This is a genomic window from Pseudomonas sp. BN414 (assembly GCF_029871275.1).
GTDB lineage: Bacteria > Pseudomonadota > Gammaproteobacteria > Pseudomonadales > Pseudomonadaceae > Metapseudomonas > Metapseudomonas resinovorans_C.
The window spans coordinates 133,587-154,452 of sequence record NZ_SSOL01000017.1 but is presented as its reverse complement, the minus strand read 5'-3'; the positions used below and the strand labels follow the sequence as shown (position 1 = coordinate 154,452).

Sequence of the window (20,866 nt, the reverse complement as noted above, 5' to 3'; positions counted from 1 at the left end):
CGCAATGAAGTTTCATTTGATGCAAACAGGTGTGATCGGTCGTCGTTATGAGCTGGAAGCGGGTATGGCTGGGCAGCGTCCTGAGTTGTATCAGCGCTTTCTATCCGAAGTGCGTGATTACGTTCGTCTGGCGGATGAGCTTGGTTATGCAGGCTATTGCCAGCCTGAGCATCACCTGCAGATCGAAGGTTTTGAGATCAACAACCATCCCGGCATGTTCAGTCTCTATGTGGGCCTGCATTCCAAGCGGATGAAGGCCGGCATCATGGGGTACACCCTGCCGACCCATAACCCGGTGCGTATCGCTGAAGAAATCGCCACCCTTGACCACATGCTCCAAGGGCGCCTGATGGTTGGTTTCACCCGTGGCTACCATGCGCGCTGGGTCGACTCCTATGCTGCGCGTCCGGGTGTCAGCGCCACTACGCCGGACAACGCCAAGGCCCGCGACGAGCAAGATGCGCTGAACCGCGAAGTCTTCGAGGAATCGCTGCAGGTCATCAAGAAGGCCTGGGCCAACGACGTGTTCAGCCACAAGGGCAAACACTGGGAGTTTCCGCCAAATGGCGGCTCTGCCGGTCACCCGGCCTATGCCAGCATGGGCAAGGGCATGGATGCAGATGGCATCGTGCGCCAGATCGGCATTGCGCCGAAGTGCTACCAGAGTCCCCACCCGAAAATTTACGGCGGCTTTGCCGGCAGCATGCGCACCGTCGACATGTGGGCCCGGGAAGGCGGCAAGCCAATCGTGCTGGCTTCCGACCTGGACTTCTGTGATGCCCTGTGGACCCGCTATGCCGATACCGCACGCCAGCACGAGCGGGAGGTTGCCCGTGAGGATGTTGCTGCCTGGGGTGGTTTCCTGATGCTGACCGATGACAAGGACAAGGCCAAGCAGTTGATGGCCGAGCACAAGTGGTTCTGGGACAAGTGGTTCATCCCGTTCGGCCAGAAAATGCCGAACGTGCTGATCGGCTCGGCTGACGAGATCGCCGATCAGATCGGCCGCGCCCACGACCGCCTGGGCTTCAACGAGCTGTTCCTGATGTTCGGTCAGGGTCACCTGGACCCGGAGCAGAACAACGAGGAACTGGAAAAGTTTGCCAGCCTGGTGGCTCCTCGCTTCGCGACCAAGGATGCCGAAGGCACGTTGGTTTAAGTGATTGCATGGCTGGTTTGCCTGGCAAGCCAGTCTGACAGGCTAAACAATAACAAGAGGTAATGACTATGCAATGCGGATTTTTCCATACTCCCTATAATCTTCCTCACCGCACTGCGCGGGAGATGTTCGATTGGTCTCTCAAGCTGGCACAAGTCTGTGATGAGGCGGGTTTTGCCGATTTCATGATCGGTGAGCATGCGACTCTGGCTTGGGAAAACATTCCCTGTCCGGAGATCATCATCGGTGCCGCAGCGCCGATCACCAAAAACATCCGTTTTGCGCCGATGGCGCACCTGCTGCCCTATCACAACCCGGCTAGTCTGGCGATTCAGGTTGGTTGGCTGTCACAGATTCTTGAAGGTCGCTATTTCCTTGGTGTGGCGCCCGGTGGACATCACACCGATGCCATCCTGCACGGTTTCGAAGGCATTGGCCCGCTGCAAGAGCAGATGTTTGAGGCGCTGGATCTTATGGAGAAGGTCTGGGCGCGCAAACCTTTCATGGAGAAGGGCAAGTTCTTCCAGGCCGGCTTCCCTGGGCCGGATACCATGCCCGAATATGATGTGGAGATCGCGGACAACAGCCCCTGGGGTGGCCGCGAGGCACTGGAAATTGCCGTTACCGGTCTGACCAAAAACTCCTCGTCGCTGAAGTGGGCCGGTGAGCGCAACTACAGCCCGATCTCCTTCTTCGGTGGTCATGAGGTTATGCGTTCTCATTACGACACTTGGGCCACAGCTATGCAGTCCAAGGGCTTTACTCCGGAAACGTCGCGCTTCCGTGTGACGCGGGAGATCTTCATTGCCGACTCCGATGCCGAGGCCCGCCGGCGCGCCAAGGCCAGTGGCATGGCCAAGACTTGGGAGCACTATCTGTTCCCGATCTACAAGAAGTTCAATCTGTTCCCAGGCATCATCGCGGATGCTGGTGTGGATATTGATCCCAGTCAGATAGATATGGACTTCCTTGCCGACCATGTCTGGCTCTGTGGTTCGCCGGAAACCGTGACGCGAAAGATCGAGGCAATGATCGAGCGCACTGGGGGTTGCGGTCAGGTCATCGTCAACTCGCATGACAATATCGACAACCCGGAACCCTATTTCGAGTCGCTGCAGCGACTGGCGCAAGAAGTGATACCCCGCGTCAAAACATCGTAAGAACGAAAGGCTAGGTGGTGGTCTCCTCCGCCTAGCTTTGCCAGTTCTAATCAAAGCAGGTCGCACTAAGGATCAAGTTGCGTTGTTTTTGCTGTATTGATCCGGCCGCAAATGGCTGCTGTTTGGCAGCCATTTCACATCTTGTAGTACTCAACTGACAAGGAGCTCAGATTTATGTCTTGGAATGACATATCTGGATTGTTTTCCGTCGCCGGAAAAACAGTATTGGTTACAGGTGGGGCCAAGGGCATCGGTGCAATGATTACCCGCTGTCTGGTAGCGGCAGGCTGCCGGGTGATGGTCGCTGGGCGCGACCGTGCTGCGGCAGACAGTCTGAACAATGAACTGGCAGAGTACGGGGGGTTCGAATTCATTGAGTGTGACCTTGTGCGCGATGATCATCTGGCCGATTTGTTTCGCACCGTGCAGGCCCGCTGCTCCCTGCTGGACGCGCTGGTTAACAATGCCGGTGTATTTCATGCGCCGCCACTGGGCTCTGTCACAGAGAAAAACTGGTCTGCGGTGATGAGCCTCAACCTGCAATCGCCGTTTCTCCTGATCCAGGCACTGTGTCCCCTGCTGGAGAAGGCCGGCACAGCTGACGATCCGGCGCGCATAATCAATATCGGTTCAGTGGGTGGCATTCTCGGAAAAAGTTTCGGGGGCGCCTATGCCTATGGTTGCAGCAAGGCTGCCATTCATCAGCTTAGCCGTACGCTGGCATCAGATTTACGTTCGCGGAACATCAACGTTAACGCCATTGCCCCGGGTTTTTTTCCAAGCGACCTGACCGCCGGGGTCATCGCTGATGCTGAAGTTGAGCGCGCAGTGTTGGATGGTATACCTGCTCATCGGTTTGGCAGTGCAACTGATATTGGCGGCACTGCCATCTATTTAATCTCCCGTGCAAGCGCCTATCTTACTGGGACGGTTATTCCCCTTGACGGTGGTCTGATAGTGGCCCCGTGAACCTTATACGGGGCGGTCAAGCGTTCGGATGGTCGAGCCCTAGTTCGGTAATGTGTGAGGGGGCGAGTCCCTGGCCTTGCCAAGAATACGGCGCAGCTAGTGATGCTGTTCAACGCCCTCAGAACATCTCAATCTGTTTGAACTCGCGTGTAGGTTCCCGCTGCGGCTGCCGCCGTTCGGTCGGACTTGATTTTTTGGTCTATATGGTGTAAAGGTTCTCTCTAGTCAACATAAGTGTTGATAAGGGAGGCGCGACTGCTGTCGGTCGTGCTAGCTAAGCCCCGATCGTGCGAACTGGAGGAAAATATGCCAAATCGCGCCAGCCTTGAGCGTCTAAATTGGGATGACCTGCGCTTTTTCTTAGAAGTGGCGCGCACCGGTACCGCCAGTGCTGCTTCTCGAAGGCTGGGCGTTGACTACACCACAGTCTCGCGTCGAATCCGTGTTCTGGAGCAGAACCTGGGTGCACTGCTATTCGAGAAATCTAGGTCTGCGGGTTTTGTGCTCACGCTCGAAGGGCAGCGCATGCTGAGTTACGCCGAGACTCTTGAAAGCACCCTACAGGCAGCCTGCGAGCAAGTTTCAGGCGCTGGCTTGGAACTGTCTGGGCATGTGCGTATCGGTTGCACTGAGGGATTCGGCTCCAGTTTCATTACTCAACATATGAGTCGATTCCAGGACCGCCATCCACACATCTCATTGGATATTCTCCCGGTGCCACACTTCGTGAGCTTGTCTAGGCGCGAGGCTGATATCGCTATCACGCTGGAGCGTCCGCAACGGGGGCCGTATGTCTGTTCTAAGCTTTGCGACTACCGTCTTCGCTTGTATGCCACTCCTGGGTACTTGGCCAATCATGCGCCGATTCTCAGCCTCGAAAGCTTGGCCGGGCACACGTTCATCTCCTACGTTGAAGACTTAGCCTTCAGCCCCAAGCTTCTCTACTTGAATGACCTTGTACCCGGAGCGGTACGCCAACTGCGTAGTACTAGTGTGATTGCTCATTACCATGCAGCGCTGGAGGGAAGAGCGCTTGCAATTCTTCCCTGCTTTCTAGCAGGACAGAATCAGGGTCTGTGCGAAGTTCTTCCGGGTGAGATCGAGGTAGTGCGGCAGTTCTGGATCTATTATAGCGAGGATCTACGTAAACTCCGCCGTATTACTCAGGTAGCCGAATATCTGCGGGGCTGCGTCGAGCTTAACCAGCCGCTACTGATGGGCGAGTCAACATCGATGAGCTATCTGCCACCGGTTTGAGCTACCGAGTTAGCTATACGCTGGGTGGCCTGGAGCACGCCTCGTATGGATCCAATAATCATTTCGCGTAGCATCTCAAACTTTGCCGTATTGCCAGTTGGTGCCTCTCCGAACCAAGCCGGTAACTGGTTAAGCTGTGAAACGATGCTAGCTAGGCCGGCACGTCGGAGCATGCATGCTGGCTCTCCAGTTAGTTGCTCCACGGTTTCTATTAGCACTGCCTCATAGAGTTGGCGCAACTTTAGGATCCGCTCCTGGTGATCGTTATTGAGGTAGTGTACGTCGTACTCCGCCAGACGGAAGTGTGCGCCCATACCGTTGTGTAGTTGGAGATGGGTTTCAGTGAGGAGAAGCAGTCGTGCTGTGGGGGAGACGTCCCGGTGGGTCAATTCCAGCGCGCCATCTAGCAACTGCTCATATAGTTCCTCGATTAGCTCGAACAGCAAGGCTTCTTTGCTTTCGATGTGGTTGTAGAGAGAGCCGGCACGAATGCCCATGAACTCTGCCAAATCGCGCATGCTAACTCGGCTATAGCCACGCTTAGCGAATAACTCCAGAGCTTTCTCACGTGTTTGGTGATAGCGTTTTGGGGAGCCAGTAGTACTTATAGTTTGGCTGAGAGTGGATGGCTGCAGCTCGTCAAACAAAGTAATGGACATGGACATTAGATCTTCATCGATGTGGCTACAGCTAACGTTGTTATTCGCCGCCAGAGGTACTGCTTCTAGCGACTCTTGGATATTTGTCATAATCGTGGGTGCATAGTTGGGGCGCTTGTGGGCACCGCTGAGGCGCCCACAAGAGGTTCTATAAAGTGTAATTAGCCATTTCCCGAGCGATCAGCAGCCGCTGCACTTCACTGGAGCCTTCGTAGATCTGGGTGATGCGCGCATCGCGGTAGTACTTCTCCACCGGGTAGTCCTCCAGGTAGCCGTAGCCGCCGTGGATCTGGATAGCGCTGGAGCACACCTGCTCGGCGATTTCCGAGGCGAACAGCTTGGCCTGGGACGCCTCCGAGAGGCAGGGCAGGCCGGCGCTCTTCAGGCGGGCGGCGTGGAGAATCATCAGCCGCGCGGCGTTGAGGCGGGTGTGCATGTCCGCCAACAGGTTGCCGATGCTCTGGTGCTCGATGATCGGCTTGCCGAACTGAACCCGCTCCCGCGCGTAGCCCAGCGCCGCCTCGAAGGCCGCACGGGCGATGCCGAGGGCCTGGGCGGCGATGCCGATGCGCCCGCCTTCGAGGTTGGACAGGGCGATGGCCAGGCCTTTGCCGCGCAGGCCCAGCAGGTTCTCTTCGGGGATGCGACAATCGCTCAGGGTGACGGCGCAGGTATCGGAGGCCTTGATCCCCATCTTGTGCTCGCTACGGTCCACCACGAAGCCGGGGGTGTCGGTGGGGACCAGGAAGGCGGAGAGGCCCTTCTTGCCCAGCTCCGGATCGGTCACGGCGAAGACGATGGCGAGCTTGGCACGCTTGCCATTGCTGACAAACTGTTTGGCGCCGTTCAGCACCCACTGGCCGTCCTTGAGCTCGGCGCGGGTGCGCAGGTTGTGCGCTTCCGAACCCGCCTGGGGTTCGGTGAGGCAGAAGCAACCGATGGCGGTTCCGCTGGCCAGCTGCGGCAGCCACAAGTCCTTCTGCGTCTGGCTTCCGTAGTTGAGGATGGGCCCGCAGCCCACGGAGTTGTGGATACTCATCAGGGCGCCGAGAGCACCGTCGCCGGCGGAGATTTCCTCCACCGCCAGGGCATAGGCCACATAGTCGATGTAGGTGCCGCCCCAGGTCTCGGGCACCACCATGCCGAGCAGGCCCAGTTCGCCCATCTGCCGCACCAGGTCGTCGTCGATCCAGCCGGCCTTTTCCCAGGCCTGCGCCTGAGGCGCGACTTCGGCGCGGGCGAAGTCCCGCGCCATGTCGCGGATCATGCGTTGTTCTTCGGTGAGTTCGATATCGTGCATTAAAGGTCTCCAGCGGATCGGTCGTGCCTGGCGCTATTAAGTTTCTGGCCGTTTAGCAGCTATTGCAGGGGTTCGACGGGTATGGAAGCCTGCAAAAAAGGCTTTCACCCGTTCATCCTGTAACTCCTCAAGGTTCGGTGGGTTCCAGCGTGGGTTTTTGTCCTTGTCGATGATCAGGGCGCGAATACCCTCTATCAGGTCGCCCTTGTCGAACCACTGGCGGTCAAGATGCAGCTCAAGATCGAAACAGTCAGCCAGACTAAGGCATCGACCGCAGCGCAGTAGCTTGAGGGTCACAGCCATGGCGAGGGGGGAATTTTTGTTGAGCAGGCGAAGCGTTTCCTCTGCCCAATCTTGTACACCGGGCCGGGTGTCGGACTGCAGCGCCGTGCGGATCTCCTTGAGATTGGGAAGTGAAAAAATTTCGTCGATAACTTGGCGATAGGCCTTCAGCTCCGATCCGGGAATGCGCTCGGTGGCTAGGCCGGCCAGCAGCTGGTGGAGGTTTTCCTGCGGCGCGTAGCTCCAGTGCAAGTTATCCAGCGCCCGGTCTAGTTCGACAATGCGCTCGCTCGGCAGACAGTAGTCGGCCAGTCCGGTGTAGAGGGCATCGGCGGCGCGCACCTGGCGGCCGGTGACGCCCAGGTAGACGCCCAGTTCACCGGGCAGGCGCGGCAGGAAGTAGCTGCCGCCTACATCCGGGAAGAAGCCGATGCCGACTTCCGGCATGCCCATCCGCGTGCGCTCGGTGATGACCCGCAACGAGGCGGACTGGGCCAGGCCCATGCCGCCGCCGAGGACGAAACCGTCCATCAGCGCCAGCACCGGCTTGGCGTAACCGTGCAGGTACTCGTCCAGGGCGTATTCCTCCTCGAGGAACAGCTCGTGCTGGTTGTCGCCGGCCGCATGGCTCTCGTAGAGCATGCGGATGTCGCCACCGGCACAGAAGGCCTTCTCGCCGGCACCACGGATCACCACTGCGACTATTTCCGGGTCCAGTTCCCAGGCCCAGAGGTGCCGATGAAGCAGGCGCACCATGGGCAGGGTCAGGGCGTTCAGCCCGTCCGGGCGGTTGAGGGTGAGGTGGCCGACGCGGTTGCGCACGCTGGCCAGGACCGGTGCCTCGTGCTCGCTCATGCTCAGGCTTCCCGACGGAACAGGTTGATGATCGCGGAGAAGTCCAGGCCGCCATGCCCCTGCAGGCTGAAGGTCTGGTAGAGCTGCTGGGCCGCGGCGCCGAGCACCACCGGCTGCTTCGCGTGGCGGGCAGCCTCGGTGGCCAGGCCCAGGTCCTTGAGCATCAGGTCGGTGCCGAAGCCGCCGCTGTAGCCGCGGGAGGCCGGTGCATTCTCCAGCACGCCGGGGAAGGGGTTGTTGATCTCCGAGCTCCAGCAGCGGCCGCTGGAGGTGTTGATGATGCCGGCCAGCACTTTAGCGTCCATGCCGAGGGAGACGCCCAGGGCCATGGCTTCGGCGACGCCGACCATGGAGATGCCCAGCAGCATGTTGTTGGCGATCTTGGCCACCTGGCCGTTGCCGGTGTCACCGCAGTGGACGATGTTCTTACCCATGGCGGCGAGCAGCAGGTGGGCCTGGTCGAAGGCGCTGACGGTGCCGCCGACCATGAAGGTCAGGGTGCCGGCTGCGGCGCCGCCAGTGCCACCGGAAACCGGCGCGTCGAGCATGGGATTGCCCTGGGCGGCAGCGGCCTTGGCCACTTCGCGGGCGCTGAGCGGGTCGATGGTGGAGCTGTCGATCAGCAGCACCCCCTGGCTGACGTTGGCCAGCAGGCCCTTGGCGCCCAGGTAGACATCCTTCACGTGGGCCGCGGTGGGCAGCATGGTGATGATTGCGGCGACGCCATCGCGGGCCAGCTCCGCCGGGCCGTTGGCGCTGCGGGCGCCGAGCTCCACGAGAGCGGCGGTGGCGATCGGCGAGGGATCAAACACGGTGAGGCTGTGGCCGGCCTTGAGCAGGTTGCGGGCCATGGGGCCGCCCATGTTGCCGAGGCCAAGGAATCCGATATGCATGTTGGCGTCCTCCAGAGGTCGGGCCAGAAATTTCAGCGGTGAATAAAGCGGGGAGCACGCTTTTCAACGAAGGCACTCATGCCTTCCCTTTGATCCGCGTTGGCAAAAGTGGAGTGGAATACTCGGCGCTCGAACCGGATACCTTCCGCCAAGCTGCCTTCGAAGGCGCGATTAACCGACTCCTTGATCAACATGGCTGCCGGCATAGATTTCTCTGCTATGGCTGCAGCGCTTTTCAGCGTTTCCTCGAGGAGGAGCTCAACCGGTAGTACGCGTGCAACCAAGCCAGCGCGCTCTGCCTCTTGGGCATCCATTTGTCGACCACTTAGGCACATCTCCATGGCCTTGGCCTTGCCAATGGCACGAGCCAAGCGTTGGGTTCCGCCGATCCCGGGTAAAACACCAAGGGTGATCTCTGGCAGGGCAAAACGAGCGTTGTCAGCTGCGTAGATGAAGTCGCACATCAGCGCCAGCTCGCAGCCGCCGCCCAGCGCATAGCCAGCAACAGCGGCGATCAGGGGTTTGCGCCGGGCTGCAATGCGATCTGCTGCAGAGAAGAAGTCATCAAGGAAAACTTGCGGATAGGCCATGTCGACCATTTCCTTGATGTCGGCGCCGGCCGCGAAGGCCTTGGAAGAACCGGTAATCACCATGCAACCGATGTTGGGATCGCTATCCAGGCCGTCTAATGCTCGGTTGATTTCGTCTATCAGATTGACGTTTAACGCATTGAGCGCTTTGGGTCGGTTTAGTGTAATCAGGCCAACGCGGCCATGGACTTCAACAAGTAGAGATTCGAATGCCATCTAGAGGTCTCCTGAATCAGGGGCGGTTCATAGCCCGCCCCTGAAGCCTCACTTGAGGGTAATGGTGGTGTTCACTGCGCCGCCGACATCGCTTTCGTCGAACCAGCGCTGGGTGATGGTCTTGGTCTGGGTGTAGAACAGCACGACCTGCTTGCCGTAGGGACCGAGGTCGCCCAGCTTGGAAGCGCGCGAACCGCTGAAGGAGAACAGCGGTACCGGCACCGGAATCGGTACGTTGATACCGACCTGGCCAACGTCGATTTCTTCCTGGAAGTGCCGTGCGGCGGCGCCGGAACGGGTGAACAGGGCGGTACCATTGCCGTTCGGGTTGGCATTGATGAAGGCGATGGCCTCGTCCAGGGTGGCGGCGTTCACCACGCAGAGCACCGGCCCGAAGATCTCTTCGCGGTAGATGGTCATCGAGGGGGTTACGCCGGAGAAGATGGTCGGGCCGACGAAGTTGCCTTCCTGGTAGCCGGGCACACTCGGGTTGCGGCCGTCCAGGACCAGCTTGGCGCCTTCCTCGATGCCGGTGGCGATCAGGCCGCTGATGCGGTCCAGCGCCGCGCAGGACACCACCGGGCCGATATCGGTACCCGGCTCGACGCCGGCATTGACCTTGAGGGTCTTGGCCTTTTCCACCAGCTCCGGCAGCCAGGTCTGCGCCTCGCCCACCAGGATCACCACCGGCAGGGCCATGCAGCGCTGGCCGGCGGCGCCGAAGGAAGCGCCTAGCAGGTTGTTCAGGGTCTGCTGCTTGTGGGCGTCGGGCAGGACGATGGCGTGGTTCTTGGCGCCCATCATGCATTGGGCGCGCTTGCCGTTCAGGGTGGCGCGGTTGTAGACGTGGGTGCCCACCTTGGTGGAGCCGACGAAGGACACGGCTTTGATGTCCGGGTGGTCGCAGATCAGGTTCACCGCATCGACGCCACCGTGGATCACGTTCAGCACGCCTTTCGGAATGCCGGCTTCCAGGGCCAGTTCGGCGAGGCGCATGGTCACCAGCGGGTCCTGCTCGGAGGGCTTGAGGACGAAGGTGTTGCCGCAGGCGATGGCCATGGGGAACATCCACAGCGGGATCATCGCTGGGAAGTTGAACGGGGTGATGCCGGCGCACACGCCGATCGGTTGCAGCAGGGTGTAGGTGTCCACGCCATTGGCCACGTTGTTGGCCAGCTCGCCCATCTGCAAGGTGCCGATGTTGGCCGCGTGCTCCACCACTTCCAGGCCACGGAACACGTCGCCTTCAGCATCCGGCAGGGTCTTGCCCTGTTCGGCGGTGAGCAAGGCGGCCAGCTCCTTCATGTTTTCGCGGATCAGCTGCTGGTACTTGAGGAAGATGCGGGCGCGGGCACCGATGGGGGTCTTGCGCCAGGTCTTGAAGGCTTCCTGGGCGGCGGCGACGGCAGCATTCATCTCATCCTGGGTGGCGAAGGGCACGCTGGCCAGGACTTCCTGGGTGGCTGGGTTGACCACGTCACGCCACTGGGTGGTTTTCGATTCAACAAATTCGCCGTTGATTAAGAGCTTTACTTTAGGAGTTGAAGCGCCCATGTATATGTTCCTGTGGGTGGTTTATAAAGAAGTTGATTGATCACTCTTACAGCCAGGTTTGACTTCGTGTACTTGGTAGAGAAGGGACTAGGTAAAAGGGGAGCGGTGAATCCGAGTAGGCCGGTAAGTTGTCGCTATCAATATAGCGATGAGGTTCGGCAATCGGCAGCACTTGTGAACGAAGGCTATTGTGATTGAGCTTTCCAAGGTCCGGAGACGTGACGAAGTTTGCTCGGAGAAGCAAGCCTAAAAGGCGCAGAGTGATCTTGGGCAGATATGGAAATTTCCACCCCCAAGTCAGCAGTCGTTGCTCATGAATGGAGGAGACCGTGCCTATCAGATGACCGATGACCTCATCTGCATAGGCGGCGAAGGCAGCTAAGGTACCTTGCAAAGGAATGGGGAGTTTTTTGAAGAATAGGGCGGCATCGGTGCTGAAAAGAAGGAATTCGTGCCATCCAATAGTCGTGCTCTCCATGCTGGAAAGGCCATCGCCGCGGTATTGCTTTGGATTACCCTGGGCACTATTAAGAGCTACGTCGCTCATGGCTGGTTCTCTTGTTGTTTTGCGTGGCCGGTACGTCATTCATCGACGAGCTAGCTGAATCGAGTATAGGGATGCAGGCATTTAGGATGAAATAAGCAAAAAAACCTGTGCGATGTGCATTAAAAAATACCCTGTCTGTAAATGCCGGTTGGGTGGCTCGATGCTATCCCTAAGCATGTGATGCGCTTAGATTGAAGGTCGCAGTCGATGTGATGAGTGAGTTTTGAGATTGCACAGCCAAGTGCTGGTTTTTTTTGGTGTTGGAGCGACGGTGTGCACCTTCGTCGTATAGTTTTGCGACATATGATTTATTCAGATAATTTGTTGTATAGGGTGCGCAATTTTGGCGCTAAGCAAGTCGCTAGCGTTGCTGTGATGCTTGGGGCGCCTTGTGGTAAAATTTTTACTGTTTCGGAATGTATTGCCCGTAAGAGGGGTTTTAATTGTTATTTTGCGTGGCAAGCATTTCGGCCGCCTGTTGAGTGGCCTCGCTTGTTCGTGTCGCAAGTTTTCGGACTTCATCAGCAACTACTGCAAATCCTCGTCCAGCCTCACCAGCGCGTGCGGCCTCAATTGCCGCATTGAGGGCGAGTAGATTTGTGCGGCTAGCGATGGCTTGGATAGCACTAACAATCTCGGTAAGCTTACTTAGGTTTCGTTCTATGAGTTTACCCTGCAGTTCCCGCTCCTCACGCAATTGTTCCTCTTGGTACTGGGAGTGCATGTCTACCAACGCTCCCGCTATCCGGAGCGGCTTTCCGTCAGTGCTTCGTAGTGTCTTGCAGCGGGAGCTGAACCAGCGATACTCGCCGCTTTTCAATTTTATCCGGTAGGTCGCCTCAAACGGGGTGCCACCGCTGCTGTCGTTTATGTGTGCGCCAAACAAATCGGACACATTTTGTCTGTCGTCTGGATGGATGCGAGAAACCCAGCTTTCGAGAACATTGGGAAATTCATCTGGATCTTCGAAACCAAGCATCTGAAGGAATTGTTGCGACCACCATAGGGGATTGTGAGGATTCAGTGGGTTGCCGCCTCTCACCTCCATATCCCAGAGGCCGTCGCTGATTATCTCCCTGGCAATCTCGAATCGCTCAAGCGTCCGCTCCAGTTCGCAATCACGTTCGCGCTGTACTTGTACGTCACGTATAGTGCCGGCCATGCGTATCAGTACACCTTTCGCGTCACGCCAGGCCCTTGCGTTTACCTCAACTTTTACATAATCGCCCGTGGCATTACGTAGTCGGTATTCAGTACGAAAAGTAACGTCGTCTCGGCTATCTTTCAGATATTTGCTCAATGCATCCGTTGTAGGTTTCAAATCTGCGGGATGTATGCGCTGAATCCAAGTTCCTAGTTGTACGGATAGATCATTTTCGTCATCCAGCCCAAGTAATGTGCGAAACCGTGTTGAGCACCAAAGGGAGTTATTTGGATTCACGGGGTCTCCATTTTTCACCGGAAGATCCCAAAGTCCTTCGTTGCTGGCTAGGCTAATTAGTTCGATGCGCTGATCGACATGAAATTTTTCGGTCGTGGTAGTGGTTTGCTGCTGAGTTAACGAAATTATCTGGCTGGCGAGGGCAATCTGTTGTTGCTGCTTATGATCTTGCGCTTGCACATGTTCGCGCAATGCGCGGTAAGCACGCTTAACTAGGGGAGGGGTAGTTAAATTCTCTTCTGGTGCGTTGGATGTGGAGTGTCCTTCCAGCGCATCAATTAGATGCATAAGGCATTCAGTTGTAGCTCTGCGGCTTTTAGATTTCAGCATGTGAGCGCCCGTTGCAATTAAGGTTGGTCGTCTTGTGCCTACTAAAAAATGATTACATTGTGGCTATTAAATAATAAGTGTCGTTTCAAGCAAGCCAAAAAGTTCGCGCCAATGGCGCTCGGCAGCTTCTTTCTTGAATTCTTGAAAGTCAGGTACGGCGAAACCGTGTAGGGCCCCTGCATAGGTTTCACATCGGTGATCTACGCCCGCCTCTAACAGCGCTTTCTCCAGACGCCTCGCCATTTGTGGTGAGTAGTAGTCGTCTCTATCGGCACTGGCGACATAGACTCGCGCCTTGATTGATGGCGCCAGTAAATGAGGGCTGGTTTCAGCATCCGTAGCAAGATTGCCTCCATGGAAGCTCGCTGCAGCCAAAATTCGATCCGGGTATGTGCCTGCAATGGAGAGAGAAATGCCACCACCCATGCAATATCCGGTTGTCCCGATATTGGGACTAGCAACATCGGTGCGGGTGTCCAAGTAGTCTATGAATGCCTGCGCATCTCGTGCCGCCTTGTGATTGTCCGTTGAGGCGAGGAGGTGGCCGATTGCGCCCATGACATCGCGGCTTCTGAAAATCTCTGCAGGCGCCAATGGCCCATAGCGGCCAGCTCGATAAAACAGGTCAGGTAGTAATACGACATAGCCGCCTTGTGCGAGCCGCCTAGCCATTTGGAACAATGTGGGACGGATGCCAAAGCCATCCATGCAAAAGATCACGGCGGGCCAGGGGCCCTGACCCTCTGGCTTGAAGATGTGCGCCTGACACTTGCCATCGTGTGTTTCTATTGAAACCTGTTCGTGATTCAAGGCGATGCAACCCTTGTTGTTATTTAATTGTCTGCATTCGAATCCGACCAACGCCAATTAACGCGTTGGTTCCAGGAATAGTGCCTTTAGCGAGCTTTTAAGGTGCTGCCGGAGAGCTGGATCAAATTGCTCGGGCAGGTTCGCTTACCATTCCGTTGAAGAGTTTTGCGACGACGGCCGCGTGTGGAATCTTCGTCGAGCACCCTAGCATCGACTTTCCTCCTTGGTCAACACGTGTGTTGATATGTGGCGCGTATCGAAGGGACGTGAACTCCGATCGTTGGCGGTGCTGGATGTGGGACGAAGCAGGCAGTCGATGGGGCCATTTCTTCGCATTTGCGTTGTACAAGGGCCATCGCTTCTCCGCGGCAACAGCCGTAAGGCGATCTTGCTGTTCTTCGAACTGCTCGGCGAGTGGTGCCAACAGTTCGAGTCAGTGGCTATGGACATGAACACCGCCTTCGATATGGAAGTGAGATGGCATTGCCCACGCGCGGAGGTGGTATGCGACCTGTTCTATGTCTTCGCCCGCTATGGCCGCGAGGTGCTCGACCGGATCCGCGTTGATCAGGCCAATGCCCTGTGCCATGACAAGCCGGCGCAACTAGTGGTCAAGGGCAGCCGCTAGTTGCCGCTGCGCAATCGGGAGATGCTAAAAGACAAGCAGGCTGCGCTGGTCGGCATGAAGCGCATCTTGAAACCGGAATGCTGTGCTAGCCACTCCTTAAGAGGGTGTAGACAAAATCAGGTAATCCATTGGTTCCTTCCCGAGGGCGAGCCGATGACCAGGGCTGGACGGCCGTCGAGAATTTCCGCGGAGAAACACCCACTTCTCGTTCAACTGGCCCTGACGCGCAAGCTTTCCAGTCAGGCTGAGTTAATGGAGCTTTTCTGGGCGGCAATCGGTATCGCCAGTCACCCAGCGACTTTAGGCCGTGCTGAAGTTAGCGGGATGGTGCGGGGCAAGCCCAAGCTCAGGCGTGAGTTCGAGCCACTGCCGCCACGCCGTTCGCGACGGCAAGATCCCGGTATCGACCAGTTTTAATACAATTGGCGTTACTGGCCGTGCCATGTAAGCGCTTAATCCATGATGAAAGTGCGCGCAGTAAAATAAAAAGTAAAACTATCCAGATGCTCAAAAGGTCCGTCTAAATCTATTGGATTTTATTTGAAAACAACGCGTTAAGGACTATATCCACCATCCTCTCTTGTAATGCTGGGTAACTTTCTTGCTCTTCATTTTTTTTGATGGATGTAAAGCAAGCTGTTCCCAGTGTACCTATCCATAATAATTGAACGGCTTCATGAGCGGGGCAATTCAGGACACCTTCTTCATTTAGCCGCGATAGGTCGTTCTCTACCGTGCGCAGCGTTTCCGCAACGGTAGCAGGAGGCTCGCCGGCTAGGATTTGTTGGATAACTATCCTGCACATAAGTGGCTCTTGATGAGCAAAGTGATTAAAAGCGCCCCAGCCGTTTCTCAACCCTTGCTGGGGGCCGCGCTCATTCGCTCCCTGTTGATAGGCTTCGGCTACTTGCACATAGGTTTCATCAATGGCAGCCCGGTGCAGCCCTGTCAGATCGCCGAAGTAATGATAGATCGTTGGTGCGCCGACCCCTGCCAGGGCGCAGATTGCGCGTGAGCTTGCCCCCTCGCGTCCCTCTGTACTCAGTAGGTGCCGAGCTACCTGCAGCAAGCGCTCCTTCACTTCGAGAGTGTCGCTGGGGCGATCCTTAATGCTGGGAGAAACCATCGATTTCATCTAATAAACCTGTGCATAAAACTCAATAAAATCCCTGAGCCGATTTGGGTTAATCCTGGTGGACAAAAGGTATCGTCAGGGTTCTTCCTCGTCGCTCCCGCTCGTGTGGTATTTGGCACCAGACACGATCTAGGAGCGCCAGGGGTCCAGCTTAGCGAATGCTGGGGTGACAAGCATTAAAAATTCATCAACGCGATGGTTGACTGGTCTCTATAACGCCGTTATAGTCGCCTCTGCTGGCACCTGCCGGCAGACAGAGGCTAATGCCTCCCTTGCCTATTCCCCATCTAGAGGAGACAACAATTATGGCAATGGAAACTGGTTTGATCTTTCATCCCTACATGCGTCCTGGCCGGACAGCCAAGCAGACCTTTGATTGGGGTATCCAGAGTGCCGTGCAGGCGGACAGCGTCGGTATCGATTCAATGATGATCTCCGAGCACGCCTCGCAAATCTGGGAAAACATCCCCAACCCTGAACTTTTAATCGCCGCTGCAGCCTTGCAAACCAAGAACATAAAGTTCGGGCCTATGGCCCACCTGCTGCCGCATCAGCATCCAGCAAAACTAGCGACCATGATCGGCTGGTTGTCACAGATTCTGGAAGGCCGTTACTTCCTCGGTATTGGTGCTGGCGCCTATCCGCAGGCCTCCTACATGCACGGAATTCGCAACGCCGGCCAGTCCAACACGGCTAGCGGTGGAGACGAAACCAAGGACCTGAACGACATGGTGCGAGAGTCGCTGTTTATCATGGAGAAGATCTGGAAGCGTGAGCCATTCTTCTATAAAGGTAAGTACTGGGATGCGGGGTATCCGGAAGAGCTTGAAGGTGCCGAGGGTGATGAACAGCATAAGTTGGCGGATTTCAGCCCTTGGGGGGCAAAGGCACCTGAGATCGCGGTAACCGGTTTCAGCTACAACTCGCCGTCCATGCGTCTGGCCGGTGAGCGCAACTTCAAGCCGGTTTCGATCTTTTCTGGTCTTGATGCATTGAAGAAACACTGGGAAGTCTATTCCGAAGCGGCCATTAAAGCGGGCCATACCCCGGAGCGTTCGCGTCATGCGGTATCCCACACTGTGTTTTGTGCTGAAACCGACAAGGAAGCCAAGCGCTTGGTGATGGAAGGACCGATCGGCTACTGCTTCCAGCACTACCTGATCCCCATCTGGCGTCGATTCGGCATGATGGATGGGTATGCCAAGGATGCAGGTATCGATCCGGCTAATGCTGATCTTGAGTTCTTGGTGGATCACGTCTTCCTGGTCGGTTCGCCAGATACCGTGAAGGAGAAGATCAATGCGCTGTTTGAAGCAACAGGTGGTTGGGGGACGCTACAGGTAGAAGCACATGATTACTATGATGATCCGGCGCCCTGGTTTCAGTCGCTAGAGTTGATCGCTAAAGAGGTCGCTCCCAAGATTGCGCTTCCTAATCGCTGAACCTAGCGCTAGCAGGCTATCCTAATCGTGTCCCCTGAGGCTTCGCTCAGGGGGCTTTTCGATTTGATGGACTGAGAGTTAAGAGCTACTTATTACCGCTCGAATTGTGGGCAATATCTTTATATCGAAACCATCCGGTTTCCAGAGTTGCGCCTTTCTTTCGAAAAAATTGCCACCTCTTCCGACTCTTCGGTCTCAGGGGGCAACGTCCCCTTTTCAAGCGACTTGGTTGTTACCTCTAAAATAACTTCCATTTAGAGTGCTCCAACCAATCTCCGAAAGCTTCCGCTGGCATTGGCGCTCCTATGTGGTAACCTTGAACTACATCGCACCCCATCTTCACGAGGCGCTCCCAAGCCTCTTGGTTTTCAACACCCTCAGCAATTACCTCTAAATTCAATCTGTGCGCTAACTCAATCGTAGAGTGAACAATAGCAGCTGCCTTCGGGTGCTCGGCCATTTGCTTAACGAAAGACTGATCGATCTTAATTGCATCTATCGGCAGATTTTGTAGGTAGCTCAAGCTGGAATAGCCAATTCCAAAATCATCGACAGCAAGCTGAACCCCTATTTCTTTCAATTTTCGCAGTGTTTCTAGCGCATTAGTTGGGTCCTCCATGAGCGCACTTTCAGTAACCTCAAACTGAATCCAATTCGACTTCGCCCCCCAAGTGGCCATCAACCCTTCGATCTTGGTGACTAGCCTAGTGTCGCATAAGTCTTGCGCCGAAAGATTTATGGACAATGGAATGTTTAAACCTGACTCATTCCATGCAAAGCATTGTCTAAATGCAGCTTCGAGAACCCAAAAGGTGAGTGTGGTAATCAGTCCGGTGAATTCAGCAAGTGTCACAAACTCGCTTGGAGGCACCATGCCTCTAACCGGATGCCGCCAACGCACTAGTGCCTCAGCTCCACATAGATGCGAGCAAGCTAAACTGAATTTAGGCTGGCAATAGAGTATTAGCTGGCCAAGCTTGATCGCTTCACGCAAGTCCGACGTCAGTAATAACCGGTTGGTGCATGCCTCATCAAGGCTATGCGCGAATACCACATAGTCGCGTCCTGTGCGCCTCGCCTCGGACATGGCAGCTCGTGCATGCCTAAATAATGCATCCGGCTCAACACCATGGCCGGGGAATAACGCAATTCCTATCGTCACCCTTGTATAGTGGGTTAGTCCAGAAGAGTCAGGCGCACAATGAAATAGTGTATTAAGCTTGTGCGCCATTTGAATAGCCAATTCTGCGTCCGCATGAGGATAAAGAATAGCAAATTCGGCCTCGCCTACGCGAGAAACAAATCCACTTGAGAGTATTGTCGCGCAGAGCTGGTTGGCGATCTCCTGTAGTAACTTGTCTCCCTGTATGTATCCAAAGGTGTCCTTGATTTCGTGATAATTTTTGGCCTTTAGAAGCAATACTGCGAGCGGGCGATTTTTCTCTCTGAGCTCTATAATGGCTGACTTGATTTTGTCATAAAACATCTCTCGATTAGGTAGTCCGGTAAGTGGGTCGTAGTAAGCCATTTGATGAATTTTTATTTCTGCAGCTTGATGCTTTGCACGTATGCGTAAATTTTCTATCCCGAACGCCAGATCATCAGCCAACTCACCTAACAAAGAAACTTCAGACTCATCAAATACGTCAGGTTCGGTAGCAGTGATGCACAGAGATCCTACGACAACTGAACCTACCCGTAATGGAAAGGCAGTAACCGATCCATAACCAAGACGAACCATGTCTTCGCGCCATTTAGCGTGGTCAGGGTCGGTAAGAAGGTTGCGGCCGACACAGGCTTTACCTGTAATGACAGCGATAGCTGCGGCTCCTCCCCTTTCTGGATTTGCCCACGAAAGCGAAATACTTTTAAAAAAATCAGCCTCCTGAAGGCTATGTGAAGAGCTGAGTGCATACGCCATATGGACTAGGGGATAGCCATCGTCGTTTAGCGCACTCCAAACACCGGCATAGCGATAATAGCCTTTTCCTACTATTACGCGGCACATGCCGTTCAGTAGTTCTTGCTCATTTGAGCAGCGCAGAAGCATACGATTGCCTGCACTAAGGGTCTCGAGCGTTCGGTTAAGTCGCTCCAGCTCCCGAAGACTGCAGCCTGCCTCCGCTGCCACTGAGGCACCATCTGCGCGAGTGTCTTTGCTAGGGGTAGCCATTAGAGATTGGCCCTAAGGGAATACACTCAGCTTAGACCCGTATGTGGCCCCTGCTACGTATCGATCGGCCGCCGCTCGTCATCAGCTTTCATTGCATCCGTAAAGACCTGGACTGGAGCAAGACCCCATTCTGTGCCAGGGACTACGCCGATGAATAGGGCGTGCGCCCATGACTTATCCACACCTAACCCCCCGGCGCGAACTGCGACTGCTTTGTCTGCTGGTCCCGTCGCGAACTCGCGAAGAGCGCTCCCTCCTGATCTTTGTCCTGCGAGCACTGCCACTCCGCTCGGATATCAAAGGTGGCTGACTTCGTCAGCCACTACTGCGAAGCCGCGTCCCTGCTCACCGGCGCGAGCCGCCTCGATAGCCGCGTTGAGTGCCAAAAGATTGGTCTGCTCGGCCACCATCTTGATGACGTCCAAGACTCCGCCAATGCGTTCACTGCTTTGGTGAAGGTCCCTGATTACATCAGTGGATGACTTCACGTCGTTCGCAAGGTGGCCAATTTGCTCCGCGCTTTGCCATTGCTCGGAAATATGTCATCACCGACGCTTCCATTTGCCCAGCAGGCATCTCAATGATGCCCAATTTGTAGAGTCGGAGAACAGTCAGTCTTGGAGTCGTAAGCTATCGTGTACCGCGAACTTTTCGGCGCCGGTGGCGAGCAGGGCGTAGGCCTTCAGGGTGGTGGTCACCTAGCGCGTGCGGGGTGCGGCAGGTTGCCCCGTCGTTACAGCCACTAGTTGCTGGATGATGCTGCTGCCCCCCTGGAAAGTTCAGACTCCGTGGTTGGTGGCCCATATCTCTAGAGGGTACCGGCCTAAATTTCTGCAAGTGTGTCCTTCAATAACCTCTTAGGAACAGCAACTCGGAGCGCTACCATTGTGTTGTGAGTTCGGCATTTCACTAACTTTCTGCCGCAGTTGCAGGGGCAGCGCTTCTTGTTTGCTAATCGTTTCTTTTGAATCAGAGTCTGGAGGTAGCGTTGCACCTCAGTCCTAGACGAGCAGCTGAATAGTTTGATGTAGTCCTCCACCAACCCCATGGCCCCATGTGCAAGTTCGCCAAGCTTGAATCTCTCGTGTCCCTTCTCGGCAAGCGATATTGCATAGAGAAATGGAATGACACATCGATCTATGAACTTGGCGAGCGTGAAGCTTTTGCCGAGAATCATGTGGAGTCGAATGGGGGCTCCAAGGCAAATGGTGCCGTTTGGATTGATATGGTGGTTGCCGTCGCTGGGTATTCTTCCTCCAATCTCATACACCTCTGGCAGTTGATCTTTGATCTGCTGCGAGATTTTGATATGCAGCTGAAAACTGTCGACTACCGTAGGGGACCCCTCGTATGAGGCAGAAAATCTCAGTCGGCCCTTGATATGGACACAGCCATCCTGAGATGGCTTAAGAGCCATCCCAGGTTGGCTGTGAAGGAAGGCCTCAAGATCGTCCAGCCGAGACATC

Annotated in this window: 17 protein-coding genes and 2 pseudogenes; 6 read left to right on the top strand and 13 right to left on the bottom strand. The window is 55.8% G+C overall.

Annotation, left to right across the window (positions count from 1 at the left end; all coding sequences use genetic code 11):
- From E8E95_RS01005 to E8E95_RS00990, 4 genes are all read left to right on the top strand, one after another.
- On the top strand, window positions 1-1,159 hold a 1,159-nt coding region (locus tag E8E95_RS01005; RefSeq protein ID WP_218649258.1), incomplete at its 5' end, for an LLM class flavin-dependent oxidoreductase.
- A 62-nt stretch (window positions 1,160-1,221) separates the two neighbouring features.
- The gene (locus tag E8E95_RS01000; RefSeq protein ID WP_280347434.1) at window positions 1,222-2,319 is read left to right on the top strand and encodes an LLM class flavin-dependent oxidoreductase; all 1,098 of its coding nucleotides are present in this window, start codon (window positions 1,222-1,224) and stop codon (window positions 2,317-2,319) included.
- Window positions 2,320-2,493: 174 nt separating this feature from the next.
- Entirely contained in the window at window positions 2,494-3,288 is a 795-nt protein-coding gene (locus E8E95_RS00995; RefSeq protein ID WP_280283409.1) for an SDR family oxidoreductase, read from the top strand.
- A gap of 306 nt (window positions 3,289-3,594) precedes the next feature.
- Entirely contained in the window at window positions 3,595-4,545 is a 951-nt protein-coding gene (locus tag E8E95_RS00990; protein WP_280283410.1) for a LysR family transcriptional regulator, read from the top strand.
- On the opposite strand, the gene E8E95_RS00985 is transcribed toward E8E95_RS00990, so the two are convergent.
- The 9 genes from E8E95_RS00985 to E8E95_RS00945 form a co-directional block, all read right to left on the bottom strand.
- Complete coding sequence (locus E8E95_RS00985) at window positions 4,527-5,192, bottom strand: TetR/AcrR family transcriptional regulator (RefSeq protein WP_280283512.1); 666 nt, start codon at window positions 5,190-5,192, stop codon at window positions 4,527-4,529. The two genes, E8E95_RS00990 and E8E95_RS00985, sit on opposite strands and share 19 nt — an antisense overlap.
- Window positions 5,193-5,352: 160 nt before the next feature.
- Entirely contained in the window at window positions 5,353-6,504 is a 1,152-nt protein-coding gene (locus E8E95_RS00980; protein WP_280283411.1) for an acyl-CoA dehydrogenase family protein, read from the bottom strand.
- Window positions 6,505-6,540: 36 nt separating this feature from the next.
- The gene (locus E8E95_RS00975; protein ID WP_280347432.1) at window positions 6,541-7,641 is read right to left on the bottom strand and encodes an enoyl-CoA hydratase/isomerase family protein; all 1,101 of its coding nucleotides are present in this window, start codon (window positions 7,639-7,641) and stop codon (window positions 6,541-6,543) included.
- A gap of 2 nt (window positions 7,642-7,643) precedes the next feature.
- Window positions 7,644-8,534 carry a 3-hydroxyisobutyrate dehydrogenase gene (gene mmsB / locus E8E95_RS00970; protein ID WP_280283413.1) on the bottom strand — a complete coding sequence of 297 codons (891 nt, stop codon included), beginning with the start codon at window positions 8,532-8,534 and terminating at the stop codon, window positions 7,644-7,646.
- Window positions 8,535-8,566: 32 nt separating this feature from the next.
- Window positions 8,567-9,340, bottom strand: coding sequence for an enoyl-CoA hydratase (locus E8E95_RS00965; RefSeq protein WP_280283414.1), 774 nt, complete (start codon window positions 9,338-9,340; stop codon window positions 8,567-8,569).
- Between the two features lie 48 nt (window positions 9,341-9,388).
- A complete protein-coding gene (locus E8E95_RS00960; RefSeq protein ID WP_280283415.1) occupies window positions 9,389-10,894 on the bottom strand; it encodes a CoA-acylating methylmalonate-semialdehyde dehydrogenase in 1,506 nt (501 codons plus the stop codon).
- 46 nt (window positions 10,895-10,940) lie between these two features.
- Window positions 10,941-11,441, bottom strand: coding sequence for a hypothetical protein (locus tag E8E95_RS00955; protein ID WP_280283416.1), 501 nt, complete (start codon window positions 11,439-11,441; stop codon window positions 10,941-10,943).
- 439 nt (window positions 11,442-11,880) lie between these two features.
- On the bottom strand, window positions 11,881-13,212 hold the full coding sequence (locus tag E8E95_RS00950; protein ID WP_280347430.1) for a PAS domain-containing protein: 1,332 nt from the start codon (window positions 13,210-13,212) through the stop codon (window positions 11,881-11,883).
- A 66-nt stretch (window positions 13,213-13,278) separates the two neighbouring features.
- Window positions 13,279-14,022, bottom strand: coding sequence for a dienelactone hydrolase family protein (locus tag E8E95_RS00945; RefSeq protein ID WP_280283418.1), 744 nt, complete (start codon window positions 14,020-14,022; stop codon window positions 13,279-13,281).
- A 367-nt stretch (window positions 14,023-14,389) separates the two neighbouring features.
- Here E8E95_RS00945 and E8E95_RS00940 point away from each other — a divergent pair.
- Window positions 14,390-14,647 (top strand): annotated as a pseudogene (locus E8E95_RS00940) (transposase); the annotation flags it as partial.
- Window positions 14,648-15,176: 529 nt separating this feature from the next.
- On the opposite strand, the gene E8E95_RS00935 reads toward E8E95_RS00940, so the two are convergent.
- Window positions 15,177-15,785 carry a TetR/AcrR family transcriptional regulator gene (locus tag E8E95_RS00935; RefSeq protein ID WP_280283419.1) on the bottom strand — a complete coding sequence of 203 codons (609 nt, stop codon included), beginning with the start codon at window positions 15,783-15,785 and terminating at the stop codon, window positions 15,177-15,179.
- A 305-nt stretch (window positions 15,786-16,090) separates the two neighbouring features.
- Between E8E95_RS00935 and E8E95_RS00930 the strand changes: the two genes are divergently transcribed.
- Window positions 16,091-17,227 (top strand): LLM class flavin-dependent oxidoreductase, encoded by a 1,137-nt coding sequence (locus E8E95_RS00930; RefSeq protein WP_280283420.1) that lies wholly within the window; start codon window positions 16,091-16,093, stop codon window positions 17,225-17,227.
- A 238-nt stretch (window positions 17,228-17,465) separates the two neighbouring features.
- Here E8E95_RS00930 and E8E95_RS00925 read toward each other — a convergent pair whose 3' ends face one another.
- The 3 genes and pseudogenes from E8E95_RS00925 to E8E95_RS00915 form a co-directional block, all read right to left on the bottom strand.
- Window positions 17,466-19,277 (bottom strand): GGDEF domain-containing protein, encoded by a 1,812-nt coding sequence (locus tag E8E95_RS00925; protein ID WP_280283421.1) that lies wholly within the window; start codon window positions 19,275-19,277, stop codon window positions 17,466-17,468.
- Window positions 19,278-19,708: 431 nt separating this feature from the next.
- Window positions 19,709-19,912: pseudogene (locus E8E95_RS00920) on the bottom strand (methyl-accepting chemotaxis protein); the annotation flags it as partial.
- 311 nt (window positions 19,913-20,223) lie between these two features.
- Window positions 20,224-20,865, bottom strand: a complete 642-nt coding sequence (locus E8E95_RS00915) for a hypothetical protein (protein WP_280283422.1) — start codon at window positions 20,863-20,865, stop codon at window positions 20,224-20,226.
- Window position 20,866: the final 1 nt, after the last annotated feature.